Origin of the sequence: Nocardia pseudovaccinii NBRC 100343 (assembly GCF_001613225.1) — a bacterium.
GTDB classification, from domain to species: Bacteria; Actinomycetota; Actinomycetes; order Mycobacteriales; family Mycobacteriaceae; genus Nocardia; species Nocardia pseudovaccinii.
In genome coordinates this window covers 14,518-38,247 of the sequence record NZ_BDBY01000365.1, presented here as the reverse complement: position 1 = coordinate 38,247, position 23,730 = coordinate 14,518, and the positions used below count along the sequence as shown (strand labels likewise).

At 65.7% G+C, this 23,730-nt stretch carries 18 protein-coding genes and 1 tRNA gene; 9 read left to right on the top strand and 10 right to left on the bottom strand.

Features of this window, described 5'->3' with window-relative positions; genetic code table 11:
* From NP3_RS39815 to NP3_RS39805, 4 genes are all read left to right on the top strand, one after another.
* Nucleotides 1-1,109 (top strand): ATP-binding protein (locus NP3_RS39815; protein WP_157124861.1); only part of this gene is annotated, 1,109 nt, incomplete at its 5' end.
* Nucleotides 1,110-2,093: 984 nt separating this feature from the next.
* Complete coding sequence (locus tag NP3_RS48600; protein ID WP_157124860.1) at nucleotides 2,094-2,423, top strand: hypothetical protein; 330 nt, start codon at nucleotides 2,094-2,096, stop codon at nucleotides 2,421-2,423.
* A 209-nt stretch (nucleotides 2,424-2,632) separates the two neighbouring features.
* Nucleotides 2,633-3,124, top strand: a complete 492-nt coding sequence (locus NP3_RS39810) for a Fur family transcriptional regulator (RefSeq protein ID WP_063046873.1) — start codon at nucleotides 2,633-2,635, stop codon at nucleotides 3,122-3,124.
* Nucleotides 3,075-4,535, top strand: a complete 1,461-nt coding sequence (locus NP3_RS39805) for a catalase (RefSeq protein WP_063046872.1) — start codon at nucleotides 3,075-3,077, stop codon at nucleotides 4,533-4,535. Before NP3_RS39810 ends, NP3_RS39805 begins: the two co-directional genes overlap by 50 nt.
* 612 nt (nucleotides 4,536-5,147) lie before the next feature.
* Here NP3_RS39805 and NP3_RS39800 read toward each other — a convergent pair.
* The 7 genes from NP3_RS39800 to NP3_RS39770 all read right to left on the bottom strand — a co-directional run bounded on the left by NP3_RS39800 (nucleotide 5,148) and on the right by NP3_RS39770 (nucleotide 15,708).
* Nucleotides 5,148-6,386, bottom strand: a complete 1,239-nt coding sequence (locus tag NP3_RS39800; protein WP_063046871.1) for an FAD-dependent monooxygenase — start codon at nucleotides 6,384-6,386, stop codon at nucleotides 5,148-5,150.
* 97 nt (nucleotides 6,387-6,483) lie between these two features.
* Entirely contained in the window at nucleotides 6,484-8,217 is a 1,734-nt protein-coding gene (gene atzF, locus NP3_RS39795; protein WP_063046870.1) for an allophanate hydrolase, read from the bottom strand.
* Nucleotides 8,214-11,864, bottom strand: a complete 3,651-nt coding sequence (gene uca, locus NP3_RS39790) for an urea carboxylase (RefSeq protein ID WP_063046869.1) — start codon at nucleotides 11,862-11,864, stop codon at nucleotides 8,214-8,216. The genes atzF and uca overlap by 4 nt, the downstream gene beginning before the upstream one ends.
* A gap of 10 nt (nucleotides 11,865-11,874) precedes the next feature.
* Nucleotides 11,875-12,582 carry a GntR family transcriptional regulator gene (locus tag NP3_RS39785; protein WP_063046868.1) on the bottom strand — a complete coding sequence of 236 codons (708 nt, stop codon included), beginning with the start codon at nucleotides 12,580-12,582 and terminating at the stop codon, nucleotides 11,875-11,877.
* Nucleotides 12,583-13,067: 485 nt separating this feature from the next.
* Nucleotides 13,068-13,141, bottom strand: a tRNA-Pro gene (locus NP3_RS39780).
* A 60-nt stretch (nucleotides 13,142-13,201) separates the two neighbouring features.
* Complete coding sequence (locus tag NP3_RS39775) at nucleotides 13,202-14,443, bottom strand: DUF8017 domain-containing protein (protein ID WP_063046867.1); 1,242 nt, start codon at nucleotides 14,441-14,443, stop codon at nucleotides 13,202-13,204.
* Between the two features lie 302 nt (nucleotides 14,444-14,745).
* Complete coding sequence (locus tag NP3_RS39770; protein WP_063046866.1) at nucleotides 14,746-15,708, bottom strand: metallophosphoesterase; 963 nt, start codon at nucleotides 15,706-15,708, stop codon at nucleotides 14,746-14,748.
* A 169-nt stretch (nucleotides 15,709-15,877) separates the two neighbouring features.
* Here NP3_RS39770 and NP3_RS39765 point away from each other — a divergent pair, with 169 nt between their 5' ends.
* Nucleotides 15,878-16,342, top strand: a complete 465-nt coding sequence (locus NP3_RS39765; protein WP_063046865.1) for a GatB/YqeY domain-containing protein — start codon at nucleotides 15,878-15,880, stop codon at nucleotides 16,340-16,342.
* Between the two features lie 61 nt (nucleotides 16,343-16,403).
* Here NP3_RS39765 and NP3_RS39760 read toward each other — a convergent pair whose 3' ends face one another.
* Nucleotides 16,404-18,776: a penicillin-binding protein gene (locus NP3_RS39760; RefSeq protein ID WP_063046864.1), complete on the bottom strand. Its 2,373-nt coding sequence runs from the start codon at nucleotides 18,774-18,776 to the stop codon at nucleotides 16,404-16,406.
* Between the two features lie 368 nt (nucleotides 18,777-19,144).
* On the opposite strand from NP3_RS39760, the gene NP3_RS39755 reads away from it, so the two are divergent.
* Nucleotides 19,145-19,468 (top strand): WhiB family transcriptional regulator, encoded by a 324-nt coding sequence (locus tag NP3_RS39755; protein ID WP_040686051.1) that lies wholly within the window; start codon nucleotides 19,145-19,147, stop codon nucleotides 19,466-19,468.
* Between the two features lie 113 nt (nucleotides 19,469-19,581).
* Here the strand turns inward: NP3_RS39755 and bagB are convergent, their stop codons facing one another.
* Together bagB and bagA are read right to left on the bottom strand one after the other, a co-directional pair.
* On the bottom strand, nucleotides 19,582-20,721 hold the full coding sequence (gene bagB, locus NP3_RS39750; protein ID WP_063046863.1) for an ATPase BagB: 1,140 nt from the start codon (nucleotides 20,719-20,721) through the stop codon (nucleotides 19,582-19,584).
* On the bottom strand, nucleotides 20,718-21,737 hold the full coding sequence (gene bagA / locus NP3_RS39745; protein ID WP_063046862.1) for an ATPase BagA: 1,020 nt from the start codon (nucleotides 21,735-21,737) through the stop codon (nucleotides 20,718-20,720). Before bagA ends, bagB begins: the two co-directional genes overlap by 4 nt.
* Nucleotides 21,738-22,161: 424 nt before the next feature.
* On the opposite strand from bagA, the gene sp36 reads away from it, so the two are divergent.
* Genes sp36 through NP3_RS39735 form a run of 3 tightly spaced genes read left to right on the top strand, consistent with a single transcriptional unit; the run spans nucleotide 22,162 to nucleotide 23,604 of the window.
* Nucleotides 22,162-22,323 carry a Sp36 family protein gene (gene sp36 / locus NP3_RS48595; RefSeq protein ID WP_085998464.1) on the top strand — a complete coding sequence of 54 codons (162 nt, stop codon included), beginning with the start codon at nucleotides 22,162-22,164 and terminating at the stop codon, nucleotides 22,321-22,323.
* An 18-nt stretch (nucleotides 22,324-22,341) separates the two neighbouring features.
* Entirely contained in the window at nucleotides 22,342-22,800 is a 459-nt protein-coding gene (locus NP3_RS39740) for a RidA family protein (RefSeq protein WP_063046861.1), read from the top strand.
* A 9-nt stretch (nucleotides 22,801-22,809) separates the two neighbouring features.
* Nucleotides 22,810-23,604 (top strand): MBL fold metallo-hydrolase, encoded by a 795-nt coding sequence (locus NP3_RS39735; RefSeq protein ID WP_063046860.1) that lies wholly within the window; start codon nucleotides 22,810-22,812, stop codon nucleotides 23,602-23,604.
* Nucleotides 23,605-23,730: the final 126 nt, after the last annotated feature.

The following is a 23,730-nucleotide window of genomic DNA, read 5'->3' as shown; positions in this document are numbered from 1 at the left end:
GCCCGCTGTCGCCGAGTGAGCCGACGCTGAATCAGTCGACGCTAAATCAGCCGACGTTGAGCGCGCCGACGCCGAGCAACACCATGCCGAACGAGTCGGCACCGGATGAGGCGAAAGACGATCCGTCGCAATATGATTGGGCGGCCGCCGAAGAGCAGGTCGGCGATATCATCGCGCCCGCATTCATTGATGAGGGCTCGCGTGAATTCGTCACAGACTCCGATGTCGGCGTATTCGAGAAGCCCACGGTCAAGCTGGCCGATGTCGGTGGCATGCAGGATGTGAAGCGTCAGCTCGAACTCACCCTGCTCGGTCCGATCCGAAATCCGGGATTCGCCAAGGCTTTCGGCACTTCCGCGCGCGGCGGATTGCTGCTCTACGGCCCGCCCGGCTGCGGTAAGACCTTCATCGCCGCGGCGGTCGCCGGTGAAATCGGTGCGAACTTCTACCCGATCGAGATCGCCGACATCCTCGATATCTACCACGGTTCCGGTGAGCGCAATCTGCACGAGGTCTTCGAAATGGCCCGACGCAATGCGCCCTGTGTGCTGTTCCTCGACGAGGTCGACGCACTCGGGCACAAGCGCAGTCAGATGTCGGGTTCGACCTGGATGCGTAATGTGGTGAATCAGCTGCTCAACGAGATGGATTCGGCCACCCACAGCAACGACGGCATCTACATCCTCGGCGCCACCAACCACCCCTGGGACCTCGATGTCGCCCTGCGCCGCCCCGGCCGGTTCGACCGCATGATCCTGGTCGGCCTGCCGGATTCGGATGCGCGCCGGGCGATCCTGCACTACCACCTGAAGGATCGTCCGGTCGCGGGCATCGATCTCCCGGCGATCGTGCGGCGCACCGACGGCTTCTCCGGTGCCGATCTGGCCCACATCTGTACTTCGGCAACACAATTGGCGATGGCCGACTCGATCAGCACCGGCACCGTGCGTCCTGTCGGCATGGCCGATATCGAGGTCGCACTGAGCCAGATCAAGCCGAGCGCGGGCCCCTGGTTCGAATCCGCCCGCAACGTAATCGAATTCGCCAATAATGACGGGACGTACGACGAACTCGCGAAGTACATGCGAGCCAAGAAGTTCCGCTCCTGAAACAGGCCCGGCCGAGCCACCCCATCCGGGGGACAGCGCATCGTCGGCGTCCTGGAACCGCGCGTCATCTGCATCCCAGGGGTGCGCGGCGTCTGCGCCCCGGGGTATGTGGATCTCCCGTTTTCAGGTATGCGCGTCACGGCGTCCCTGAGCTGCGCCGGGTTGCGTGGTATGCGTCCTGAGGGTGCGGCATCTTCGCCCCCGGAGGTGTGCGTCACCAGCGGTCCCGGGAACTGTGCGTCACCGGCGTCCTTGGGAACTGCGCGTCGTCTGCACTGTCAATCTGCGTCTTGGGGGCGCGCGTCACCGGCGTCCCTGCAGCTGCGGGTCGTCTGCGCCCCGAGGTTTGTGGATCTCCCGCTTTTGAGGTGTATGGGTCACAGCGTCCCTGAGCCGCGCGTCGTCTCGGCTGTAGGGGCGCATGGCGTGTGCGTCCCCGGGTGTGCGGCGTCTCGGTGCCCAAGCCAACGGCAGCCAAATCGTGGCTCTAGCCCACAATCCGTACCCCCCCGCGGCACCGCCACCCCCTCACATTCCGCGCTGTTGGTCGGTCGATCAGGTGGAACTAGTGGCGGCATCGGCCGAGAGAGTGCCGCCGTCAGTTCCACGTGATCACTTGTCCAGTAGTGCATTTCGGGTGGGCGGCAACGGCGGACGATCACGGAATGTGTGCCAGGGTCAGTATTCACGTGCTGCCGAGAGCCCGGAGGTGGGAGGTTTGCGTCACCGGCGTCTCTGGGAGTTCGCGGCCGCGCGTCGTCTCTGTCCCAGGGGTGCGCGTTGTCTGCGCCCTGGGTGTGCGGATCTCCCGTCTCGGCGGTGTGGGTCATGGCGTTGCTGGAGTTGCCCGTCGTCCGCGCCGGTGTGGCGTCTGCGTACTGGGGTATGTGAATATCTGCCCCGGAGGTCCGTGGGATCTCCGTCCCGGTGGTGCGCGTTGTCTGCGCCCTGGTGTGCGGATCTCCCCTCTCGGCGGTGTGGGTCATGGCGTCCCCTGAGCTGCGCGTCGTCTGCGGGGTGCGTGGTGTCTGTGCCCTGGAGGTGCGCAGCATCTTCGTGCCCGGAGGTGCGCGTCACCGCGTCCCAGGGAACTTGCGCGTCACCGGCGTTCTTGGGAACTGCGCGTCGTCTGCACTGTCGGTCTGCGTCCTGGAGGTGTGTGGTATCTCCTGCCCGGAGGTGCGCGTCACCGGCGTCCCGGGGGAGCTGCGCGTCGTCTGCGCTGTCGGTCTGCGTCTTTGGGCGGGCGCGTCACCGGCGTCCCTGAAGCTGCGGGTCGTCCGCGCCTCGGGGTGTGCGATACCTGTGCTCTGAAGGTGTGCGGCATCTCCGTCTTGGAGGTGCGCGGCATCGGTGCCCGGAGGTGCGCGGCATCGGCGTCCCGCTTGCTTCTCGAAGCACGCAGCCGCCCGGGGTCTTCCATGACCCCGCCACATCCGCTGGCTGGGCCCGCGCGACAAGCTCATTTTCTGGAACTCTCCAAATTCTTGACTAATTCTAGAAAATATATAACCATCGGATGCATGCACACCAACCTCACCGATCCGCGCGAACGCTTGCGCGCGGCTGGCCTGCGGGTCACCGCCCCACGGGTCGCGGTGTTGGCCGCGGTGGCGGCCCGACCGCATTCGGATGCCGATCGGGTGGCCGCCACCGTCCGCGAAACTCTGGGCTCGGTATCCACACAGGCCGTCTATGACGTGCTCCGGGCCTGCGTGAATGCCGGAATCCTGCGGCGCATCGAACCCGCCGGTTCGCCCGCGCTGTACGAGACGAGAGTCGCGGACAACCATCACCATCTGGTGTGCCGAAGCTGCGACACGGTCGTCGATGTCGACTGTGTCGTGGGCGCGGCCCCCTGCCTGGAACCCGAGGACGCCCACGGGTTCGTGATCGACGAGGCCGAGGTCGTCTTCTGGGGTCTGTGCCCGACCTGCCGTACACATTCAGCGAAGGAGGCTGCCGATGACCAAGCCGACCACCACCAACACCGGAACGCCGGTATCGAGCGATAACGAATCGCTCACCGCGGGCACCCAGGGTCCGATCCTGTTGCACGACCACTACCTCATCGAAAAGCTCGCCCAGTTCAATCGGGAGCGGGTGCCGGAGCGGATCGTGCACGCCAAGGGCGCGGGCGCATACGGCGAGCTGGTGGTGACCAATGACGTGAGTCGCTACACCAAGGCCAAGCTGTTCCAGCCGGGTGCACGCACCGAATCGCTGGCACGGTTCTCCACCGTCGCGGGCGAACAGGGCAGCCCCGACACCTGGCGCGACCCACGGGGTTTCGCGGTGAAGTTCTACACCGAGGACGGCAACTACGACCTTGTCGGCAACAACACCCCGGTCTTCTTCATCAAGGATCCGATAAAGTTCCCGGACTTCATCCGTTCGCAGAAGCGCCTGCCCGGCAGCGGCCTGCGCGATCACAATATGCAGTGGGACTTCTGGACCCTGCGTCCGGAGACCGCCCACCAGGTCACCTGGCTGATGGGTGACCGCGGCATCCCGAAGACCTACCGTCATATGAACGGCTACGGCTCGCACACCTACCAGTGGATCAATGCCGCCGGTGCGCGCTTCTGGGTGAAATACCACTTCAAGACCGATCAGGGCATCGACTACCTGCCCCAGGCCGAGGCCGATCGCTTGGCCGGTGCGGATGCCGACTACCACCGCCGCGATCTGTACGAGGCGATCGAGCGCGGCGAGTTCCCGAGCTGGACCCTGTACGTGCAGGTCATGCCGGTCGCCGAAGCCGAGGGTTACCGCTTCAACCCGTTCGACCTGACCAAGGTGTGGTCGCATCGGGACTACCCGCTGATCGAGGTCGGCAAGTGGACGCTGAACCGCAATCCTGGCAACTACTTCGTCGATATCGAGCAGGCCGCCTTCGAACCCTCGAATGTCGTTCCAGGCATAGGCTTTTCGCCCGACAAAATGTTGCTCGGCCGGGTGTTCGCCTACGCGGACGCGCACCGCTACCGCATCGGCACCAACTACGCGCAGCTGCCGCCGAACCGCGCACGCGCCGCGGAGGTGAACTCCTATTCCAAGGAGGGCGCGATGCGCTATGACTACAACGACGCGAATGTGCCTGTCTACGCCCCGAATTCGTTCGGTGGCCCGCATGCGGATCCGGAGCGGGCGCCCGATGGCGGCGTCTGGGAGTTCGACCCGACCGTCGTGCGCGCCGGTTATCTCGAGCATGCCGAGGACGGCGACTTCGCCCAGGCGGGCACGCTGGTCCGTGAGGTCTTCGACGACGAGCAGCGAGATCGTCTAGTGGACAATATCGTCGGCCATGTGCTCGGCGGTGTGCGCGAGCCGGTGCTGTCCCGGGTCTTCGAATACTGGAAGAACGTGGACGCCGAGCTCGGCAAGCGCATCGAGGGAGGTGTCCGCGCCGGACTGGACGGCTGATAACTCGGCTCCGAAAACAGCTCCGCCCCTGACCATTTCGGTCGGAGGCGGAGCTTTTCGTTATGGGGAATCCACGGGCCCCAGGGGTCGGAACTACAACAGGCCCCACCAATAGAGCAGTGTGGCCAGCACCCAGACAACCACGGTTTCCATCGCCGCTCCCATTCTTCTTGGCGCCCTCATGCTCCATCATCCGCCGATTCGCGCCACCGCGCCGCAAACTTATCGGGATCTTTCACAAATAATGCGACTACCTGCGGTTTTGTTCCTGCAAGGTCTTCTTAAGTGCCCAACAAGCCCGCAACGGCATTGTTTGTGTCAACACCGCAACACAAGCCACAACCGGGGGTGGGAACCGGACTCGACCTGTTCACGAGGGGTAACAGGTCGCGTCACGGGGGTAGTGCCAGCCGGGCCGGTCCACGAGGGGTGACCGGCCCGCTGGCGCTCTATCGGGGGCAACCACTTCGGATGGCTCTTCCCGGAGCTGACCGGCGAATCCGTCGCCGCTGCCGAAGGTAACCATTCGGTGCGTGCCGACGATCCCATCCAAGGGTGTACGTGGCCGGGCCGGTTCACGAGGGGTGACCGGCCCGGCCGGGCCTCGAGCGGTCAGCCGACCGTCTGGACCGAGTAATCGGGCAGTTGGTAGCTCTCGGTCTTGGTGAGCATCTTCATCATGAGCGGCTTCATGATCTTGGTGGTCATCAGTCTGCTGACGAACAGACCCGCGCGAATGCCGAACCGCGATTGGGGCGTCATCGACCGCAGACCACCCGGCGGCAGCTCCTGGGCGGTGGCGACGAACGGCCGCAGCACCTCTTCGTAGCGGGCCAGCGCCTTTTCGGGATCGGTTGCGTGCGCGGCGATTTCACCGGCGAGGACGTACGCGCCGACCAGTGCCATCGCGGTGCCCTGCCCGGTGAGCGGCGAACCGCAGTAACCCGCGTCGCCGAGCAGCACCACGCGGCCCTTGGACCAGTTCGGGACGTCGATGCGGGCCAACTCGTCGAAGTAGAAGTCGTCGGCGTCGGCCATGGCATCGCGCACGGTGCTCGCGATCGTGCCGCCGTCGGCCAGCCGCTCGCGGATGAGCTGCTGCTGTGCCGCGACATCACGACGCAGCGCCGGATTCGAGGAGTCGCGAATGACGACCAGTGCCTTGCAGGTGGCCGGATCGGCATCCGGGCGCAGCCCCACACCGGTCGCGCCGACCAGGGAGTTCATCGCGATCCAGTGCTGTTCCGCATAGTCGGGCGTCGGCAGCGTGAAGAAGGACATGTAGCCGCCGAGATAGGTGGAGAAATCCGCCTCCGGGCCGAAGACCAGGCGCCGGGTCGAGGAATGCAGCCCGTCCGCGCCGATCACGATGTCGAACCGCTCGGTGCTGCCGGAGGCGAAGGTGACATCGGCGCCCGCGTCGTCCTGGCTGATCTCGGTAACCCATTCGCCGTAGCGGTAATCGACACCGCCCGCCTCGTCGAGCAGATCGAGCAGCACCTGGTTCAGATCGCCGCGGGTGATCTCGATCTCGGCGACCGTGCCCTTGCCCTCGAAAACCTCCGCTGCCATGCGCAGCAGTTCCTTGCCTTCGCTGTCCACGAAAACCATGCCGCGCTCGTCCAGTTGGGATTTGCGAATACCCGGCATGAGTCCCATCCGCTCCGCCACCTCGACGCTCGGACCGCGCAGATCCACAGCCTGCCCGCCGGGGCGGGGCGCGGCCGCCCGCTCGACCACGGTGGCCTGGATCCCGGCCCGGAGCAGTTGCAGGGCAACGGCATTGCCGCCGATGCCGCCGCCGCAGACGAGGACCCGCGGGCGGTTGGTGGCGGGGTTGGTGTTGCTCATGATCTGTTCCTCACTGGCTCGAATGTCTTGCACATATGTCTAACAGACGTGTTGCACGTTTGTCTAGTACAAATGTGTAAGACGTTTGAGTCAGTGGCTAATTCTGGTGCTGCAAGTAGGCCTTCCAACTGCCGTAGGAGGTGATATCAGTGGCGGTACCTGCGGCATCGTAAGCGCAGGCGAAGCCGATGACCGTATGTCCGTCGGATAGTTCGATACTGGTCAGCGCCATCGGCGCGGGCAGCGCGGCGAGGAAGCGGCCGAGTCCCGCCGCCGACACCCGGAACAGCTCGCCGAGGATCGGCGCACCGAGTCCCGGGCCGTGGCGCACCAGTCCAGGTTTCGCGGGTGTGGTGTCGAGTGCGGTCAGGCGATAGGCGTCGGTTGTGCGGATCTCGCCAGTGAAACGCGCGCCGATCTCCGCCAACTGCCAGTGCAGCGGCTGACCGCGCAGGTGCGCGCCGAAGACGGCCAGCTCGACACCGTCTTCGACCAGTGCCGGGGCGTTGTCCGCGCCGATTACGCGGGCGGCGATGTCGACGGCGACCTGATCGGCGAAGGCGGGCGTCACGACCATCACGCCGAAGGGTGCGCCGGTCGCGGTGGGTAGGCCGGGGACGGCGACGGCCGCCATATCGAGGAGATTGCAGAAGTTCGTGAAGGTGCCCATCCGTCGGTTGATGCCGAACGGATCCGCTTGTACCGCAGCGATACTCGGATGCTCCGTGGTCGTCGGCAACAGCAGCCCGGCGAACCCCCGCAAAGTCACCGCCGCCGCAGCCTTGGCTCGCGCCAAGGTATCCAGATCAGCCGCGAATCCGGGGCCGGTCGTTGCTCGCGCGGCATTGATGATGGCTGCCACGGTGGGATCGGCGCTCGCCGGCGCGGTATCGAGGAATGTGCCGACGGCCGCATAGCGTTCCGCGACGATCGCGCCGTCGTAGAGCAGACGCGCGGCATCGAGCATCCCGGAGATATCGACCTCCTCGGTCGTTATCCCGGCGCTCGTCACCGCGGATACGGTGCGGGCGAACGCATTTCGGTACGAATCGCTGAGCGCGACGAGATCCTCGGCGCGCGGAATCGCCAGCCGGATGGTCTGCGGTGCGGCGAGCGGAACATCGGCGGGCCAGGACCGGCTGCGCGGATCCCGAGGCTCCGGTCCGACCATGACCGCGGCCGACGCGACCGCGCTGTCGAGGTCGGTGGCGAAGACCGTTACTGCGTCGTAGTCCGCACATGCCGGAACCACCCCGTGTGCCGGGATGATCCCCAAAGTGGCCTTGATGCCGACGATTCCGTGCAGTGCCGCCGGAACGCGACCGGAACCCGCTGTGTCCGTGCCGATTCCGATATCCGCAATACCGAGAGCTACGGCGACCGCTGATCCGGAACTGGACCCGCCGGAGATCAACTCCGGATCGTGCGCATGGCGAACCGGGCCGTATGGGCTGCGCGTACCGACGAGCCCGGTTGCGAACTGATCCAGATTGGTCTTGCCGAGAACCAATGCGCCCGCCGCGACGAGGCGCTCGATCGCCGCCGCGGTGACCTCGGCGGTGTAGGCGAATTCGGGGCAGGCCGCGGTGGTCGGCAGTCCAGCGACATCGATATTGTCCTTCACCGCAACCAACACCCCTGCCAGCGGCAAGGATTCACCCTCGGCGAGCCGCAGTTCGAGGTCCGTGGCCTCGGCGGCGACATCGGCCTCGGCACGCAGCGTGATCCACACCTCCGGCCGATCGACCTCCGCAATGCGCCGATACGCGGCCGCGACCCGCGCGGTCGGCGTGCCATGGACTTCGATATTGCCTAGGACGCCTGCGGTCATTCGGCGGCTCCGATCACTGCTAGTGGGGTTCCCGGTTCCACTTTCGCGCCCGGGGTGGCCAGTACCTTCAGTACCGTGCCGGTGCCCGGGCTGTGCACCGGCAATTCGAGTTTCATCGCCTCGAGGACGGCAACAGGATCGCCCGCGCCGAGACGCTGGCCCACCTCGATTTCCACCCGCCAGACATTGCCGATCATCGGTGCGGTGACCACCGTTGCGTCTGGCGGCAATCCGGCCAGTGGGTCGGTAGCGGGTTCCGGCACGCTCTCGACGATCGTGCTCTGCTCGAATTCCCCAGCGGCGCGCCAGGCCAGTTTCTCCGCCTCGAAGGCGATGGCCTGCTTGGTTTCGAATTCCGCTATGGCCTCAGCATTTTCGGCGAGCATCCGCAAATGGTCGGCGAGTGCGAAGGCGCCATCGCTGACCTCGGCGTCGAAACGCCCGGCCGCGGCGGCCGCGCGCTGTTCGAGCAGCTGCTCGGGAGTCACCGGCTCCCAGACGATGCGGTCGAAGGATCGGAACAGCCACGGAGTGCCCATTTCGAACGGTGCGGATTGCCGGTAGCTGGACCATATCGGCACCGTCCGGCCGATCAGCTGATAGCCGCCCGGTGATGCCATGCCGTATACGCAGAGGTACTTGCCGCCGATGCCGACGGCATCCGCTGGTGTCCAGGTGCGCGCCGGGTTGTATTTGGTGGTGACCAGCCGGTGTCGCGGATCGAGCGGAACCGCGAGCGGCGCACCGAGGTAGACATCACCCAGGCCGAGCACCAGGTACTCGGCATCGAAAACCGCGGCACGCACATCCTCGACGCTGTCGAGTCCATTGATGCGGCGGATGAATTCGGTATTCGAAGGCAACCACGGCGCGGTATCGCGGACCCCGCTGCGATATCGATCGATGGCCTCGGCAATCGAGGGATCGTCGAATGACAGCGGCAATCGAATCGTGCGACTGGGCACCACGAGGTCATGGGTTGCGGGCAGTTCGGATTCGAGGTCGGTCAGCGTGCCGAGCAGCCGATACTGCGGCAGCACTTCGGGATCGAAGTGGATGTGCAGCGAACGGACACCTGGTGTCACATCGACGATGCCGGACAGGCCGGTGCCCGCCAGCGCCTCGGCGAGTGCGTGCACCCGCATACGCAGCCCTAGATCCAGCACCATCTCGCCGTATTCGACCAGAATATTGTCATCGCCGCCGCGCAGATAGGCGACTTGCGGGCGATCCGCACCTGCCGCAACGGCGCCGAGGATGCCACGATCGTCCAGTCCGGCCGGGACGCGGGAACCGGTGAGCAGGCTCAGCGCCGCAGTTGGGGCTTCGGCCTTGGCGCGGGCGGTGTTCGAACGGCGCAACGCGGTGGCCAGGTCATCATCGACGGGCACGAAGCGGACGGTATCGCCCGGACGCAACTGGCCGAGCTTCCAGCGATGCGCCGAAATCACCGTGAGCGGGCAGGCGAAGCCGCCGAGGCTCGGACCGTCCGGGCCGAGCAGGATCGGGGTATCGCCGGAGACATTCAATGTTCCGACGCTGTACGGGTTGTCGTGCAGATTCGACGGATGCAATCCCGCATCGCCACCGTCGGTGCGCGACCAGGTCGGCTTCGGCCCCTCCAGCCGAATTCCGGTGCGATTCGCGTGACTGCCGACTTTCCAAGGGTGCGAATAGAATTGGTCCATATCGGCATCGGTGAAATAGGCGGGTGTGGTCTGTGGCCCGATACCGACGGCCAATTGCCAGACGTGCGTGAATTCGGGCCGCTCGTCGAGCGGAACCACTTGTGGCTCAGTGAGTTCGGGCTGATTCCTGACGATTCCCAGCACATCGCCCGCGACGAGGGCTTTGCCCGTGCTGCCGCCGAAACCGCCGAGGGTGAAGGTGGCGGCGCTGCCGTGATAGAGCGGCGCATCGATGCCGCCGCGTACCGCGAGGTAGGTGCGCAATCCGGCGTCCGACGGTACGCCGATATCGAGTACCGACCCCGCAGGGACGGTAACCGGCTGCCACATCGGCACCGCCTGTCCGTCCACCGTGACCGGCGTCGAAGCACCAGTCACGCAGACCACGGTCGTATCGGCGAAACGCACCTGTGGACCCTGGAGCGTGCATTCCAGCGCGGGCACACCTGCGGGGTTGCCGACGGCGATATTGGCCAGGGTGAACGACAGGTCGTCCATCGGACCCGACGGCGGAATTCCGACCTGCCACAGGCCGATTCGCCCCGGATGATCCTGGATCGTGGTCATCGTGCCACCACGCAGCACATCGACGCGATGGCTCGCGGGTCGGATATCGGCGAGAGTCGTCGTGACGTGGTCCGCGTCGAGCACCACGGAATCAGCACTCGCCGCCCGCAACTGGGGCAGATTCGTTTGGACCCCGTAGATCCTGGTCGCGGCCAGCGCATCGCTCAATCCCGCGAAGGCCGCGTCGCGAGTGGTCCCCGACGCGACCACCTTGGCCAGCAGCGGGTCGTAGTAGGGACTGACCTCGGTGCCGGTCGCGACCCAGGTATCGACCCGAACCGCCGCATCCACCGGAAAGGTCGCGGCCGTGATCAACCCGGCGCTCGGCCGGTACTCGTGTCCTGGATCCTCGGCATAGACACGCGCCTCTACGGACCATCCGATGATCGGCGGTCCGGTCTCGGGCAGTTCGTCGACCATCGAGCTGTCCCCGCCCGCCAGTCGCAGCATCCACTCGACCAGATCGACTCCGGTCACGGCTTCGGTCACCGGATGCTCGACCTGCAGCCGGGTGTTCATCTCCAGGAACGAGGCCGCACCGCGCTCGACGTCGTAAACGAACTCCACTGTGCCCGCCGATCGGTACCCCACCGACCTGGCCAACTCCCGCGACGCCGCGAGCAACTGCTCCGACAGCTGCGGCCCGAGTCCGGGTGCGGGCGCTTCCTCGACGACCTTCTGATTGCGCCGCTGCAGCGAACAATCCCTGGTGCCGAGGCTCACCACGCGCCCGCAACCGTCACCGAAAAGCTGCACCTCGATATGCCTGGCCCGCGCGACGAACCGCTCCAGGAAAACACCGGTCGAGGAGAAATTCGTCGCGGCCAGACGCTGCACGCGCACATACGCCGACCGCAGCTCATCGGCATTGCCGCAGGCCTGCATGCCGATGCCACCGCCGCCACCGACCGCCTTGAGCATTACCGGATAACCGATACGCTCGGCTTCGGCCACCGCGTGGTCTGCTGATTCGAGCAGCCCGCTACCCGGAATCAGCGGCACCCCAACGATTTCGGCCGTCTGTCGCGCCGTGTGCTTGTCGCCGAAGATGCGCAATTGCTCCGGCGTCGGCCCGACGAACGCGATTCCGGCATCGGTCACCGTCGACGCGAAATCCGCATTCTCCGAAAGGAATCCGTATCCGGGATGAATGGCGCCCGCACCCGTCGACAGCGCCGCCTCGACAACCAGGTCGGCTCGCAAGTAGGACTCCGCCGCCGGACTGGACCCCAGATGCACCGCGACATCGGCGATTTCGACATGGGCAGCACCGACATCGGCGTCGGAGTACACGGCGACGGTCTTCAGGCCGAGCACACGCGCCGTCCGCATGATCCGGCAGGCGATTTCGCCGCGATTGGCGACCAGAACCGTATCGAATTCCAGTGTCACCGGAAACTCCCTATTCAGTTGCCAAGGACATCGCGGCTATCGCCCGCGTGACCCGATCGAGAACGACATCGAGCGATTCCCCGATGTGCGTGTGCAGCAGTCGATATGCCAGCGGAAGGTCTTGTGCCAGAACGGCATCCAGAATTCCCAGATGCTCGGCGATGGTGGTCTCGATCCGGTTGTTGACCATGAAGTCGTACATCCGCACATGCCGGATCCGCGAATTCACCGCCTTCAGCGAGCGCACCAGCTCGGCATTGCCCGCCGCCGTCAACAGCGTGACGTGGAACTCCTCGTCGCGCACCACGAAACCGGGCTCCTGCTCGGGCGGATCCGCACGCAGGGCCAGCCATGCCTCGCGCTCGGCCGCCAGCAACGCATGATCGTGCACGACCGCCGGATTATCGATGGCGCGCTGAATTCCACCGAGCTCCAAGGTGATTCGCAGCTCGTACAGGTCCCGGATCAACGGAATGCTCGGCCGCACCGGAGTGAAGCCGTATTCCTCCCGCTGCAACAGTCCGTCCGAGCACAGCATGGTCAGCGCCTCCCGGACCGGGGTCCGCGAGATACCGAACCGGGTCGACAGCTTGGGCTCGGTCAGACGCTCGCCGAAGCGGATATCCCCGTTCATCAACTCGGCGCGCAAAGTCGTATAAACAACATCCCGCAGCGGTCGTCCCGCCGCATCCGCCAGTGTGGCCACCCGTGTCGACATGCGTGTATACGCTATGGACCTCGCGTTTCATCGAGATGACCGCACGTTAGCAAGCGGTAAGAGTCTGCTCACCGCCCATATCGGACGACCGGGGACATATCGGAACCATCGCGGGTTCCTTCGGCGTGCCGCCTTCCGGAATTTCGCACCGGCGGTGCACAGTGAGGGGGAGCAGACAGCAACACTTGGCAACGTCGCCGCACCACCGCAGGACACATTGTCCCAGCAGGCTGATGACAGCCGGGCACTTCCGTGCCGGTCGGTGCCGATCGGTCGCGACGCCGGGGTGCACCTACGAGAAGTCTCGGGAGGTATGGATGGATGCGTTCGTGATCGTTGGCTTGCTCGCCCTGGTCTGCGGGCTACTAGCGGTCATCGCCTGCGCGGTGTGGTGGCCGACGCCGGATCGCCGGGCCAACCAGCGAAAACGGTTCCGCCCCCGACCTGTGCGGGCCGGGGGCGGAACCGTTCGTCTCAACCACGAGTCGGGGTGACAGGATTTGAACCTGCGACCTCTTCGTCCCGAACGAAGCGCGCTACCAAGCTGCGCCACACCCCGTGAAGCGAACCTGGAGTAGCTTACAACAGCTCACGTCCAGACGTTAAACCCGCAGGTCAATCAGCCTCCATGGGGGCGAATGCTGGTGAAGATGCGCATCGCGGTGGCCGCGTCGACAGCATTGGGGACGCCGGTGTCGGCCGCGATCACCATGACGAAATTGCCGCTATCGGTGGGGGTGGCGAAGGTATAAACCGAGTATTCGGTTGCGCAGCCCGGATTGACCTTGGTCGCGGTGCCCTTGGTCTCCACGAACATGCCCTGCTGGGAGCCGTCGAGCGAGCGGAGCGGCTGTGCGGCGCCCGGGGTACCGCCCGGTGAGTTGGTGTAGGCGATCTTGGCGGTCCTGGTGCCGAGTTCGGTTGCCGCGGTTGCCGAATCGGTGTCCTTGGAGCCGGTCAAAAAGGCCACGGTGCGGGTCGAGCCGGGGCAGTAGCTCTTCCCGTCGGTGGCCAGCCCCTTGCCGGTGACAGCGTTCGGCGGATCGCCGAAGCCGCCGACCTTGCCGTCGGGGGCGACCGTCCAGTCGGCGGGTACGTCATAGGCGGCCCCGAGGTCCGAGGCCACCACAACCTGGTAACCGGGTACGACGGGGGTCTCGTTATTGGCGGGGGCGTGCTTGGTGGTCGTCGGCTGGGTCGACGTATGTGACGTATGTGAACCCGTGGGGGTGAGTGCGCTCACCATCGACGGAACCGGATTCTGCGCCGCGGTGTCGTCCGAGCCGTGGTTGGCCGTGACTATCGCCGCCGTCGCCCCGCCCGCGACCACGACCGTCGCGATCGCGGCGGCGATCCATGCGGTGCGGCGCCCGCGACTCGGTCGGTTCGCGCTCGATGCGGCGGCCAGGTCCGAGGCGAATCGGTCACCGAAGGACGCATTGGGGCCACCGCCCGGGCCATGCGGAGCTTGCATACCGCCGTGCGGTCCGGATGGCGTTGCGCCGGGCTGGAATTGCGTCGCCGAGCCCGGCTGCCATGCCGCGGCGGGTTGCGGCGCCCACTGCAGGGTCGGATCGAATTGACCAGGGGCACTTGCCGTTTGCTGCTCGGGCTGCCACGGCATGGGCAGGGCCGGTGCGACGCCGCCGTTCCACGGTGTGGCCGTCGGTTCGGGGCCGAACGGTGAGAGTGCGGCCGGATCGAGCTCGACCGGCGCACCGAATGCGCCGAGCCCCCCCGCGTCGGCCCCCGACTGTGTCCCGGACCCGGGCTGTCCCAGCGCAGGGCCGAATTGCTCTGTCCCATAAGGCTGTTGCTGATACGGCGTACCGGTTTCGCGCCGGTCGTCGAAATCACTCACACTGTCCCCTGCCTGATGTCAGTCTCGGCAAAGGACCTTACAGCGTGGCTGGAAACCCCTTATCGATGGTTCCCGACACCATCCTTCTCGGATGTCCGCAGTGCGCACCACCTGGTGTGCACTGCGGTTCCCGTTTCATCCGGGTTGTTTCACCCACACCGCGATGCAGGCCAGAGTCCTGCCGTCCACGGGCAATGATCACCGGGGCTCGCGCTTCGGGCTCCCGGACCTGGGCAGTGCTGCTCTGCGCCCCGGATGAGACAGGCCACCGACAGAGTTCTCGGATGCGTTCTGAGCGGAACTCAGCGGGCGATGGCTTCCGAGGGTGAAACGCCCTGTCCGCTATCGGCACTGGGACGTTTCGGCGGTGCGGCGACCAGGGTCAGCAGCGTCGCCTCGGGGCGGCAGCAGAAGCGGTACGGTGCCCACGGCGAGGTGCCCAGACCCGCGGAGACGTGCAGTTGGGTGTGCGCGCCCCACTTGGACGAACCCTTCACCCGCGAGCGATCGATACCGCAGTTCGTGACCAGCGCACCGTATCCGGGCAGGCACAGTTGGCCGCCGTGCGTATGTCCGGCCATGACCAGGTCGTAGCCGTCCTCGGCAAAACGGTCCAGGACCCGGGGTTCGGGCGAGTGGGTCAGGCCGATGCTCAGCACGGCGAGCGGGTTGGGCGCACCGGCGACGGTGTCGTACCGATCACGCTGCAGATGCGGATCGTCGACGCCCGCGCTCGCGATTCGAATGCCCGCGACCTCGACATCACGGCGGACATGGGTCAGATCGAGCCAGCCGCGCTCGGTGAATGCCGCCCGCAGGTCCTTCCACGGCAGCGGCGCGCCGTACACCCGGCGGTGATCCTTCTTGAAGTATTTCGCCGGATTCTTCGGGACCGGCGCGAAATAGTCATTGCTGCCGAAAACGAAAAGGCCCGGGCGGGAAAGCAATCCGCCGAGGGCCTGAACCACCGCGGGCACCGACTTCTGGTGCGAAAGATTGTCGCCGGTATTGACGACCAGATCCGGCTCCAGCCGATCCAGCTCCCGCAGCCACTGCTGCTTGAGCTTCTGACCAGGCATCATGTGCAGATCGCTGATGTGCAGCACCCGTAGTGACGACGAGCCCGGCTGTAGCACGGGCATCGTGGCCTCGCGCAGTACGAAGGCATTTCGTTCGATCAGCGAGGCGTAGCCGATACCGGCCACCGCGGCCCCGGCGGCTCCCAACGCGGTTCGTCGGATGGCGGAGGTCGAGATTACGGGCATTTGCCCAGCATAGGTGACCCCGGTGCGGAACGCCGAGTGTGTTTCCGCACAAGCGGTCGGCTGGCCGTTTCGAGCGACCCGCAAGCAGTCGCTGTGGGGAGTGTGGTGAATCCGGGTCGAACGCCAAATGTAGTGGGCCGGGAACAGGGAAACGGCTACCGTGTGGCACATGTCGGAACTCAAATCGCAGCTGCGTGCGGATATGACCGCCGCGATGAAAGCCAAGGACACGCTGCGCCTCGCGACCCTCAGGATGCTGCTCGCCGCCATCCAGACCGCGGAGGTCGCGGGCTCGCAGGCGCGTGAGCTCTCCGACGCCGAGGTCATCGCCGTACTGCAGAAAGAGGCGAAGAAGCGCAGCGAGTCGGCCGAGGTCTACGCCCAGGCCGGGCGTGGCGAACTGGCCGCCAACGAACACGCCGAGGCGCGCATCATCGATGAATATCTGCCGACGCAGCTGACCGACGCCGAGGTCGCCGATGTCGCCGACACCGCGATCGCGCAGGTCGCCCAGGAACTCGGCGAGCGCCCGGGCATGCGGCAGATGGGCCAGGTCATGAAGGCCGCCACCGCGATCGCCGCCGGTAAGGCCGACGGCTCGCGCATCTCGGCCGCCGTGAAGTCGCGTCTGTAGCCGTACAGAAGAAAGCCGCCGATCCGGAATCCAGGTCGGCGGCTTTCGTATTTATGAAGCGTTATCGAGGGGCTGGGAATCCCGGAATACTCGGTAATCCCGGAATCCCTGGAATACCCGGAATCGGAAGACCGGGTGCGGGCGCCGGTCCGGGTGCCGGCGCGGGTGCCCGTTCCGTCCCGTCGCTGATATAGATCGTGATCACCGACCCGGGAATCGCCGACCCATTCGGCGCTGTTCCCATCACCGTGCCCTTCGGCGGCGCACCGGTGCCGTTGACCGGCGAGACCTGGAAGCCCGCGGCGACCAGTGCGGCAGTTGCCTGACCTTGGGTCATGCCCGCGACATCGGGGACCTGGGCCTGGTTGGACCCGCGCACGTATTTGTCGTCCAGCGGTGGCAGCGCGGGCGGCGGGAAGTTCCCGATCACCGGCTTGACCGCATTGAACCAGGTGCGAGCGGGTTCATTACCACCGAAGAGATTGCCGTCGCCGCAGCCGCGCAGCGGGAACGAGCAGATCTCACCGGGTGTGGGGCTGTCGCCGTAGACGTAGGCCGCGGCCGCAAGCGAATTGGTGAAGCCGAGGAACGCCGAGGAGCGGTGGCTCTCGGTGGTTCCCGTCTTGGCCGACAGCGGCGCGTTCCAGCCGGTCGCCCGCGCCGCGCCGGCCGCGGTGCCGCTGATGTCGTCCTGACTCATGGCATTGGCCAGCGTGTTCGCCAGTCCGGGATCGACGACCTGTTCACAGGCCTGCTGGGTGAGCGGCACCGTCTTGCCGGAGCGGTCGATCACCTCCTTGATCGGCGATGGCGGGCACCACCGGCCGCCGGACCCCAAGGTGGCAGCCACATTCGACAGCTCCAGCGGGTTGATCGCGACCGGGCCCAGGGTGAACGAGCCGAGGTTCTGTTCCTTGATCATGTCCGCCAGGCTCTGGTTGCCGTGGCCCGAGCTGCCCGCCTCGGTGTAGGAGCGCATGCCGAGGCGCACCGCCATATCGACGGTCGGGGTGACCCCGACGGCCTGAATCAGCTTGACGAACGCGGTATTCGGCGAGGTGGCCAGTGCTTCGGTCACCGACATCGGCGACTTGTAGTTACCCGCGTTCTGCACGCAGTAGGTGGCGGGCGGGCAGCCACGCGCACCACCGTTACCCATGCCCTTCGCCTCGAACCGGCCCGGCACATCGAGCTGGGCGTTGATACCGAGGCCCTTCTCCATGGCCGCGGCCGTGGTGAAGAGCTTGAAAATCGAGCCCGCGCCGTCACCCACCATCGAATACGGCTGCGGCTGCACCGTCTCGTTGGCATCGCGGTTCAGGCCGTAGGTGCGACTGCTGGCCATGGCCAGCAGCGGATGCGAATCCTGTCCCGGCCCGACCACCGACATCACCTGGGCGATGTCGTCGAGATTCGGGTTCGCGGCTTCGGTGACCGAGCGTTTCACCGAATCCTGCAGAGCCGGATCGAGCGTGGTCTTGATCGTGTAGCCGCCGGTATTGATCTGTTCGCGGCTGATACCGGCATTGGCCAGGTATTGCAGCGCGTAGTCGCAGAAGAAGCCGCGATCGTTGGCGGCGATGCAGCCGCGCGGCAGGCCCTTGGGCTCGGGGAGCACGCCGAGCGGTTCGGACTTGGCCTTGCGGAATTCGTCGGCACGGCTGGGGATGTTCTGGATCAGCGTGTCCAACACGGTATTGCGCCGCTGCAGCACACCCTCGGCATTGGTGTAGGGATTCAGCTTCGAGCTGGACTGCACCATGCCCGCGAGCATCGCCGACTGCGGCACATTCAGATTCGCGGCGTCGACGCCGAAGTACGTCTGCGCCGCGTCCTGGATGCCGTAGGAGGAGTTACCGAAAGGGACGAGATTCAGGTACCGGGTGAGGATCTCGTCCTTGGTCAGCTCTCGGTCCAGCGTGAGCGCCATCCGGATCTCGCGCAGTTTGCGTGCGGGCGTGGTCTCGATGGCGGCCCGGCGCTCGGCGTCGGTCTTGGCGACGACGAGTAGCTGGAAGTTCTTCACATACTGCTGATCGAGAGTGGACGCACCCTGCTGCACCTCGCCGCTGCTCGTATTGGTGACGAACGCGCGCATGGTCCCGGTCCAGTCCACACCCGCGTGCTCGGCGAAGCGCCGATCCTCGATGGAGACGATCGCCAACTTCATATCGTTGGAGATCTTGTCGCTGGGGACTTCGAAGCGGCGCTGCTCGTACAACCAGGCGATGGGCGTTCCATTCGCATCGACCATGGTCGAGACGGCGGGGACAGTGCCCTCCACCAGCTCTGCGGACACATTGTCGACGGCGTCGGCGGCGCGGTTGGAGACAAACCCGAAACCGCCTGCGAGAGGGAACAACAACCCGGCGACGAGCACGGCGGCCAGCGCGCAGCTGCCGGCCAGCCTCGCGAGCGTATGTGTGATCGGCACGGACCCAGACTACGGGGTGCCGATTCGGTGCTCTCGGGTGTGTTTGCGAGTGGCTCGGATCCTGGAGTTCGCATGCCGGATTGGGCGTGTCGCGGGATGGATTCCGGCGTGTCGCGGAGGGGCGGGCCGCAGGTCGAGTCGACCGCCCGGTTCTGGATCACGGTTGCAGGGACGGACGTACCAAAAAGTCTCGGGACGGTCTTGCGCAGAAGCCATACCTTTACCTAGATTGAGAACCCAGTGTGATAGAGCTAACACTCAAAGTGGAATGTGGTGCAGTTCGCAGCGGGGTTTGGGTTGCTGCGACACTGACACGCGATTCTGGAGCGCCGTTGACCCGGTGTTCGGACTGCAAAGGGGCACACCAAATGCACATGACAACCCCCATCGCTCGATTGGACGTAGAGCAGGCCGAAGCAAGGATCGCCTGGGTAGCCCAGGCCCGATGCAAGGAAGTAGACCCTGATCAACTGTTCGTCCGCGGCGCGGCGCAGCGCAAGGCGGCGACGATCTGCAGGCACTGCCCAGTGCTGATGCAGTGTGGGGCCGATGCACTCGACAATCGAGTCGAGTTCGGCGTGTGGGGTGGAATGACCGAACGGCAGCGTCGTGCGCTGCTCAAGCAGCACCCGGAGGTGACGTCCTGGGCGGACTTCTTCCAAGCCCAGCGTCAACATCAAATTGCAATCTAACCCTGGTATTGAAGCCGAGCCCGCGATTGCGGGCTCGGCTTCGTTAATGGGTCTATATCAAACCGACATCAGAATGACACAGTCGCTCAATCGATTTCGCCGCCGACAAGGCCTCAGGCGGTCACCTCGACCGGGTGCGCATCGGTGAGTTGCGCCGCGACGGCACGCAGTGCCGCCAGATCGGAGACCTCGAAGGGCAGGGCGGTCACCGAGGCGATCGGCACCCGCGGATGCGCGCCGGTGAACCGGTGCAGCAGATGCTGCTCGCGCTTGGCGGTAGCGACCCGCTGGGCGTGGATGCGCAGCACCGCGGCGGTCAGCGGATCGGTTTCGGTGAGCTGATCGGCGGCGGTCAGCGCATGATCGGCGGACAGTGAACTGAGTATCGGGTGGGTCCGGTTCAAGATCAGTCCGGCCAGCGGCATGCGTTCGGTCGAGAGGCGGTCGACGAAGAAGGACGCCTCGCGCAGCGCATCCGGTTCGGCGGCCGCGACCACCAGGAAGTGCGTGCCCGGCTTGGACAGCATCGCGTAGGTGCGATCCGCGCGATCCTGGAAACCACCGAACAGCGACTCCAGCGACTGGAGGAAATTCGACGCGTCCTTGAGCATCTGCCCGCCGACAATGGTCGAAACACCGCGCACGGCCAGGCTCATCGCACCGGTCACCAATCGGGTGACACCGCGACCGGGAGCCATGATGACCCGGATCATCCTGCCGTTCAAGAAGTTTCCGAGCCGCTGCGGCGCATCGAGGAAATCGAGCGCATTGCGGGACGGGGGAGTGTCGACCACGATCAGGTCCCACTCCTTGCGCCCGGCCAACTGACCGAGCTTCTCCATCGCCATGTACTCCTGCGTACCGCCGAAGGAGGAGGCGACCGTCTGATAGAAGGGATTGGCGAAAATCTGCTCCGCCTTCTCCGGACTGGTGTGCTCGAGCACCATATCGTCGAAGGTGCGCCGCATATTGAGCATCATCGCGTGCAATTCGCCCTTGGCGTCCGGGCCGAGCGCCACCCGCTGCGGGGCGTTGTCCAGATCGGCGACGCCGAGTGACTGGGCCAGCCGACGTGCCGGGTCGATGGTGAGTACCACGACCTTGCGACCCTGCTCGGCCGCGCGCAATCCGATCGCCGCCGCGGTGGTCGTCTTGCCGACGCCGCCGGAGCCGCAGCAGACCACCACCCGCGCGGTGGGATCGGCGATAATGCTCGAAACATCTAGTGGCGTGGCCACATTCGGACTACTCATCGGACCCCCTGCTTGCTCAGATGTTCGGCAAGTTCATAGATGCCACCGAGATCCATGCCGTCGGCGAGCGCGGGCAGATACATCCGCGATACATCCACCTTCGCGAGTTCGGCGGCGCTTTCGTCCTGTGCCCGCAAAGTGGCCGAATGCTCGACGGTTTCGGTGATCAGGCCCTGGAAGTCCTGGTCCGACAGGGAAATTCCGGTCTCGGTGAGTCCGGCGCGAATGGCATCGCGGTCGATATCGCCCTGTGCGGCTTTATTGCGCACGTCGGCCGGGAGTTGGCCCTTGGTCGCCCGGTTCACGATGACGGTGCCGATCCGCAGGTCATTGGCGGTGAGTTCGGCGACGGCGTCGGCGGTTTCCTGCACCGGCAGCGCCTCGAGCAGGGTGACCAGGTGGATCATCGTCTGATCGGAGTGCAGCAGCCTCGAGACGCCCTCGGCCTGCGAGGCGATCGGCCCGCCCTTGGCCACCTCGACCATGGCCTGGGTGACATCGAGGAAGCTGGCGATCCGTCCGGTCGGCGGTGCGTCGACGACGATTTCGTCGAATACGGGCTTGCCCTGCTTATCCACCCGGACCGCGCATTCCTTGATCTTGCCGGTCAGGATGACATCGCGCAGACCGGGTGCGATCGTGGTGACGAATTCGATGGCGCCGACCCGGCGCATCGCCCGCCCGGCGAAGCCCAAGTTGTAGAACATGTCGAGGTATTCGAGGAAGGCGTGCTCGATATCAAGAGCGAGCGCGACTACTTCACCGCCGCCGTCCGCGGTGGCGATCCTGGTTTCGGTGGGCGGCAGTGGCGGCAGATCGAACAACTGGGCAATGGACTGTCTGCTCTCCACCTCGACCAACAGCACTCGCCGTCCGCCCGCGGCCAGGGCGAGTGCCAGTGCGGCGGCGACCGTCGACTTACCGGTTCCCCCTTTGCCGGAGACATAGTGCAAGCGGGCCTTATCCGCGCGCTCCGGCCAACCCGTTTCCGGCCCTGGCTCCGCCGAAATAGGCACTGCTGTTGGTACTCCCACGATCGCGAGCCTATAACCCGTTCTGACGTCGCGTCCCAGCGATATGGTCAGCGCCTCATTTTCCGGAGCAGTCGTCCCAGACAGTGGGACTTCGAGGCCATAGGGGAGATGGCCCGCTCTATCGACACCGCATGGAGCGAGTCTTGTGGGCGAGGAGTTCGTGGCCCGTCTCGCGTTCACGCCGAAGGCGCCGCATTCAACGACGCAGCATTTGGGGGCCGATCAGAGACGGTTCAGGCGCTGGTCACCCCGTACGGAGCGAGTCTTACGAGCGAGGAGTTCGCGGGCCGTCTCGCGGCCGAGTCGTCGAAGCGCATGCGACGAAGTCGCGAGTCTCGACGACTCGGCCGCGCGACACCCGGGGGCCGCGAACACGCAGCGCCGAAGGCGCTGCCAAAATTTCCGCATGAGTGATTCGAAGGTGTGGGAGTACGCCACCGTTCCGTTGCTGACGCATGCGACCAAGCAGATCCTCGACCAGTGGGGCGCCGACGGTTGGGAGCTGGTGACCGTGCTGCCCGGCCCGACCGGTGAACAGCACGTCGCCTACCTCAAGCGCCCCAAGTAACCGAAGGGACCTGCTCTTATGACCCAGTGGGAGAAGAACCTCGCCCAGCTCGGCCTGACCCTGCCGCCGGTCGTGGCACCGGTCGCCGCCTACATTCCGGCGATCCGCACCGGATCGCTGGTCTACACCTCCGGTCAGCTGCCGTTCGTGGACGGCCAGCTGTCGGCGACCGGCAAGGTCGGCGCGGAGGTCTCGCTCGAACAGGCCAAGGAGGCGGCCAAGTTCTGCGCGCTGAACGCGATTGCCGCGGTGCACGATCTGGTCGGGCTCGACGCGGTGGTGCGCATTGTGAAGGTCGTCGGATTCGTCGCCTCCGCACCGGGATTCACCGATCAGCCGCAGGTCGTCAATGGCGCCTCGGAATTGCTCGGCGCGGTCTTCGGTGATGCGGGCGTGCACGCGCGCTCCGCGGTCGGCGTCGCCGAACTGCCCCGCAACACCCCCGTCGAAGTCGAACTGATCGCCGAAGTGCGCTAGACAGGATCGATGACGCTCACCCATCCCGCATACGGCCGGCTGCGGCAGGTCACGCCGACCGCGGCCGTCGTGCTCGCGGACAATCCCGGCCAGATGACGCTGGAGGGGACCAATACCTGGCTGCTGCGCGCGCCGGGACAATCGGAATACGTCCTCGTCGATCCGGGACCGAAGGATAAGGCGCACAGCGAGACACTCGCCCGCCTCACCGACGGCAATATCGCGCTCACCCTGATCACGCACCGGCATCACGATCACACCGGCGGTATCGACCGGCTGGTCGAGCTGGCGGGTACGCCGGTGCGGGCCAGGACCGCCGAATTCCTGCGCGGTTCGGATGCGCCGCTGGTCGACGGCGAGGTGATCGAGGCCGCCGGACTGCGGATCACCGTCCTCGATACCCCCGGCCACACCAAAGATTCGGTGAGTTTCGTACTCGACGACGCGGTGTTGACCGGTGACACCATCCTCGGCTTCGGCACCACCGTGCTCGATTCCACCGACGGCACCCTCGCCGATTACCTGGCATCGCTGGACAAGCTGGTCGAGGCGGGTGCGGGACGCGCGCTGCTACCCGCACACGGTCCGGATCATCCCGACCTGGAACCGATCGCGCGGTACTACATCGCGCATCGGCAGGAGCGGCTCGATCAGGTGCGCGCGGCACTGCGCGTGCTCGGACCGAACGCGGGTGCGATGTCGGTTGTGCGCAAGGTCTATGCCGATGTCGACAAGCGGCTCTGGCCGGCGGCGCGCAGTTCGGTGCAAGCGCAGTTGGAATACCTGCGCACCGAGCAGAACTAGAAACACCGAAGCACGCTGAGTTCATTTGGTAGCTGAACTCAGCGTGCTTTTGCGTTCAGATGCCGCGGCGGTCACCTGCCGCGGCGCGTCTTCGTAGCGGCCGGGTGTCCGGTCGCCGGTTGGATT

Bases quoted from the DNA above. Each gene is read 5' to 3' on its own strand.
- NP3_RS48600 (WP_157124860.1), top strand. From the start codon at position 2,094: ATGGCGTCCCCTGAGCTGCGCGTCGTCTGCGGGGTGCGTGGTGTCTGT.
- NP3_RS39810 (WP_063046873.1), top strand. From the start codon at position 2,633: ATGCACACCAACCTCACCGATCCGCGCGAACGCTTGCGCGCGGCTGGC.
- NP3_RS39805 (WP_063046872.1), top strand. From the start codon at position 3,075: ATGACCAAGCCGACCACCACCAACACCGGAACGCCGGTATCGAGCGAT.
- NP3_RS39800 (WP_063046871.1), bottom strand. From the start codon at position 6,386: ATGAGCAACACCAACCCCGCCACCAACCGCCCGCGGGTCCTCGTCTGC.
- atzF (WP_063046870.1), bottom strand. From the start codon at position 8,217: ATGACCGCAGGCGTCCTAGGCAATATCGAAGTCCATGGCACGCCGACC.
- NP3_RS39785 (WP_063046868.1), bottom strand. From the start codon at position 12,582: ATGTCGACACGGGTGGCCACACTGGCGGATGCGGCGGGACGACCGCTG.
- NP3_RS39770 (WP_063046866.1), bottom strand. From the start codon at position 15,708: ATGCCCGTAATCTCGACCTCCGCCATCCGACGAACCGCGTTGGGAGCC.
- NP3_RS39765 (WP_063046865.1), top strand. From the start codon at position 15,878: ATGTCGGAACTCAAATCGCAGCTGCGTGCGGATATGACCGCCGCGATG.
- NP3_RS39755 (WP_040686051.1), top strand. From the start codon at position 19,145: ATGCACATGACAACCCCCATCGCTCGATTGGACGTAGAGCAGGCCGAA.
- bagB (WP_063046863.1), bottom strand. From the start codon at position 20,721: ATGAGTAGTCCGAATGTGGCCACGCCACTAGATGTTTCGAGCATTATC.
- sp36 (WP_085998464.1), top strand. From the start codon at position 22,162: ATGAGTGATTCGAAGGTGTGGGAGTACGCCACCGTTCCGTTGCTGACG.
- NP3_RS39740 (WP_063046861.1), top strand. From the start codon at position 22,342: ATGACCCAGTGGGAGAAGAACCTCGCCCAGCTCGGCCTGACCCTGCCG.
- NP3_RS39735 (WP_063046860.1), top strand. From the start codon at position 22,810: ATGACGCTCACCCATCCCGCATACGGCCGGCTGCGGCAGGTCACGCCG.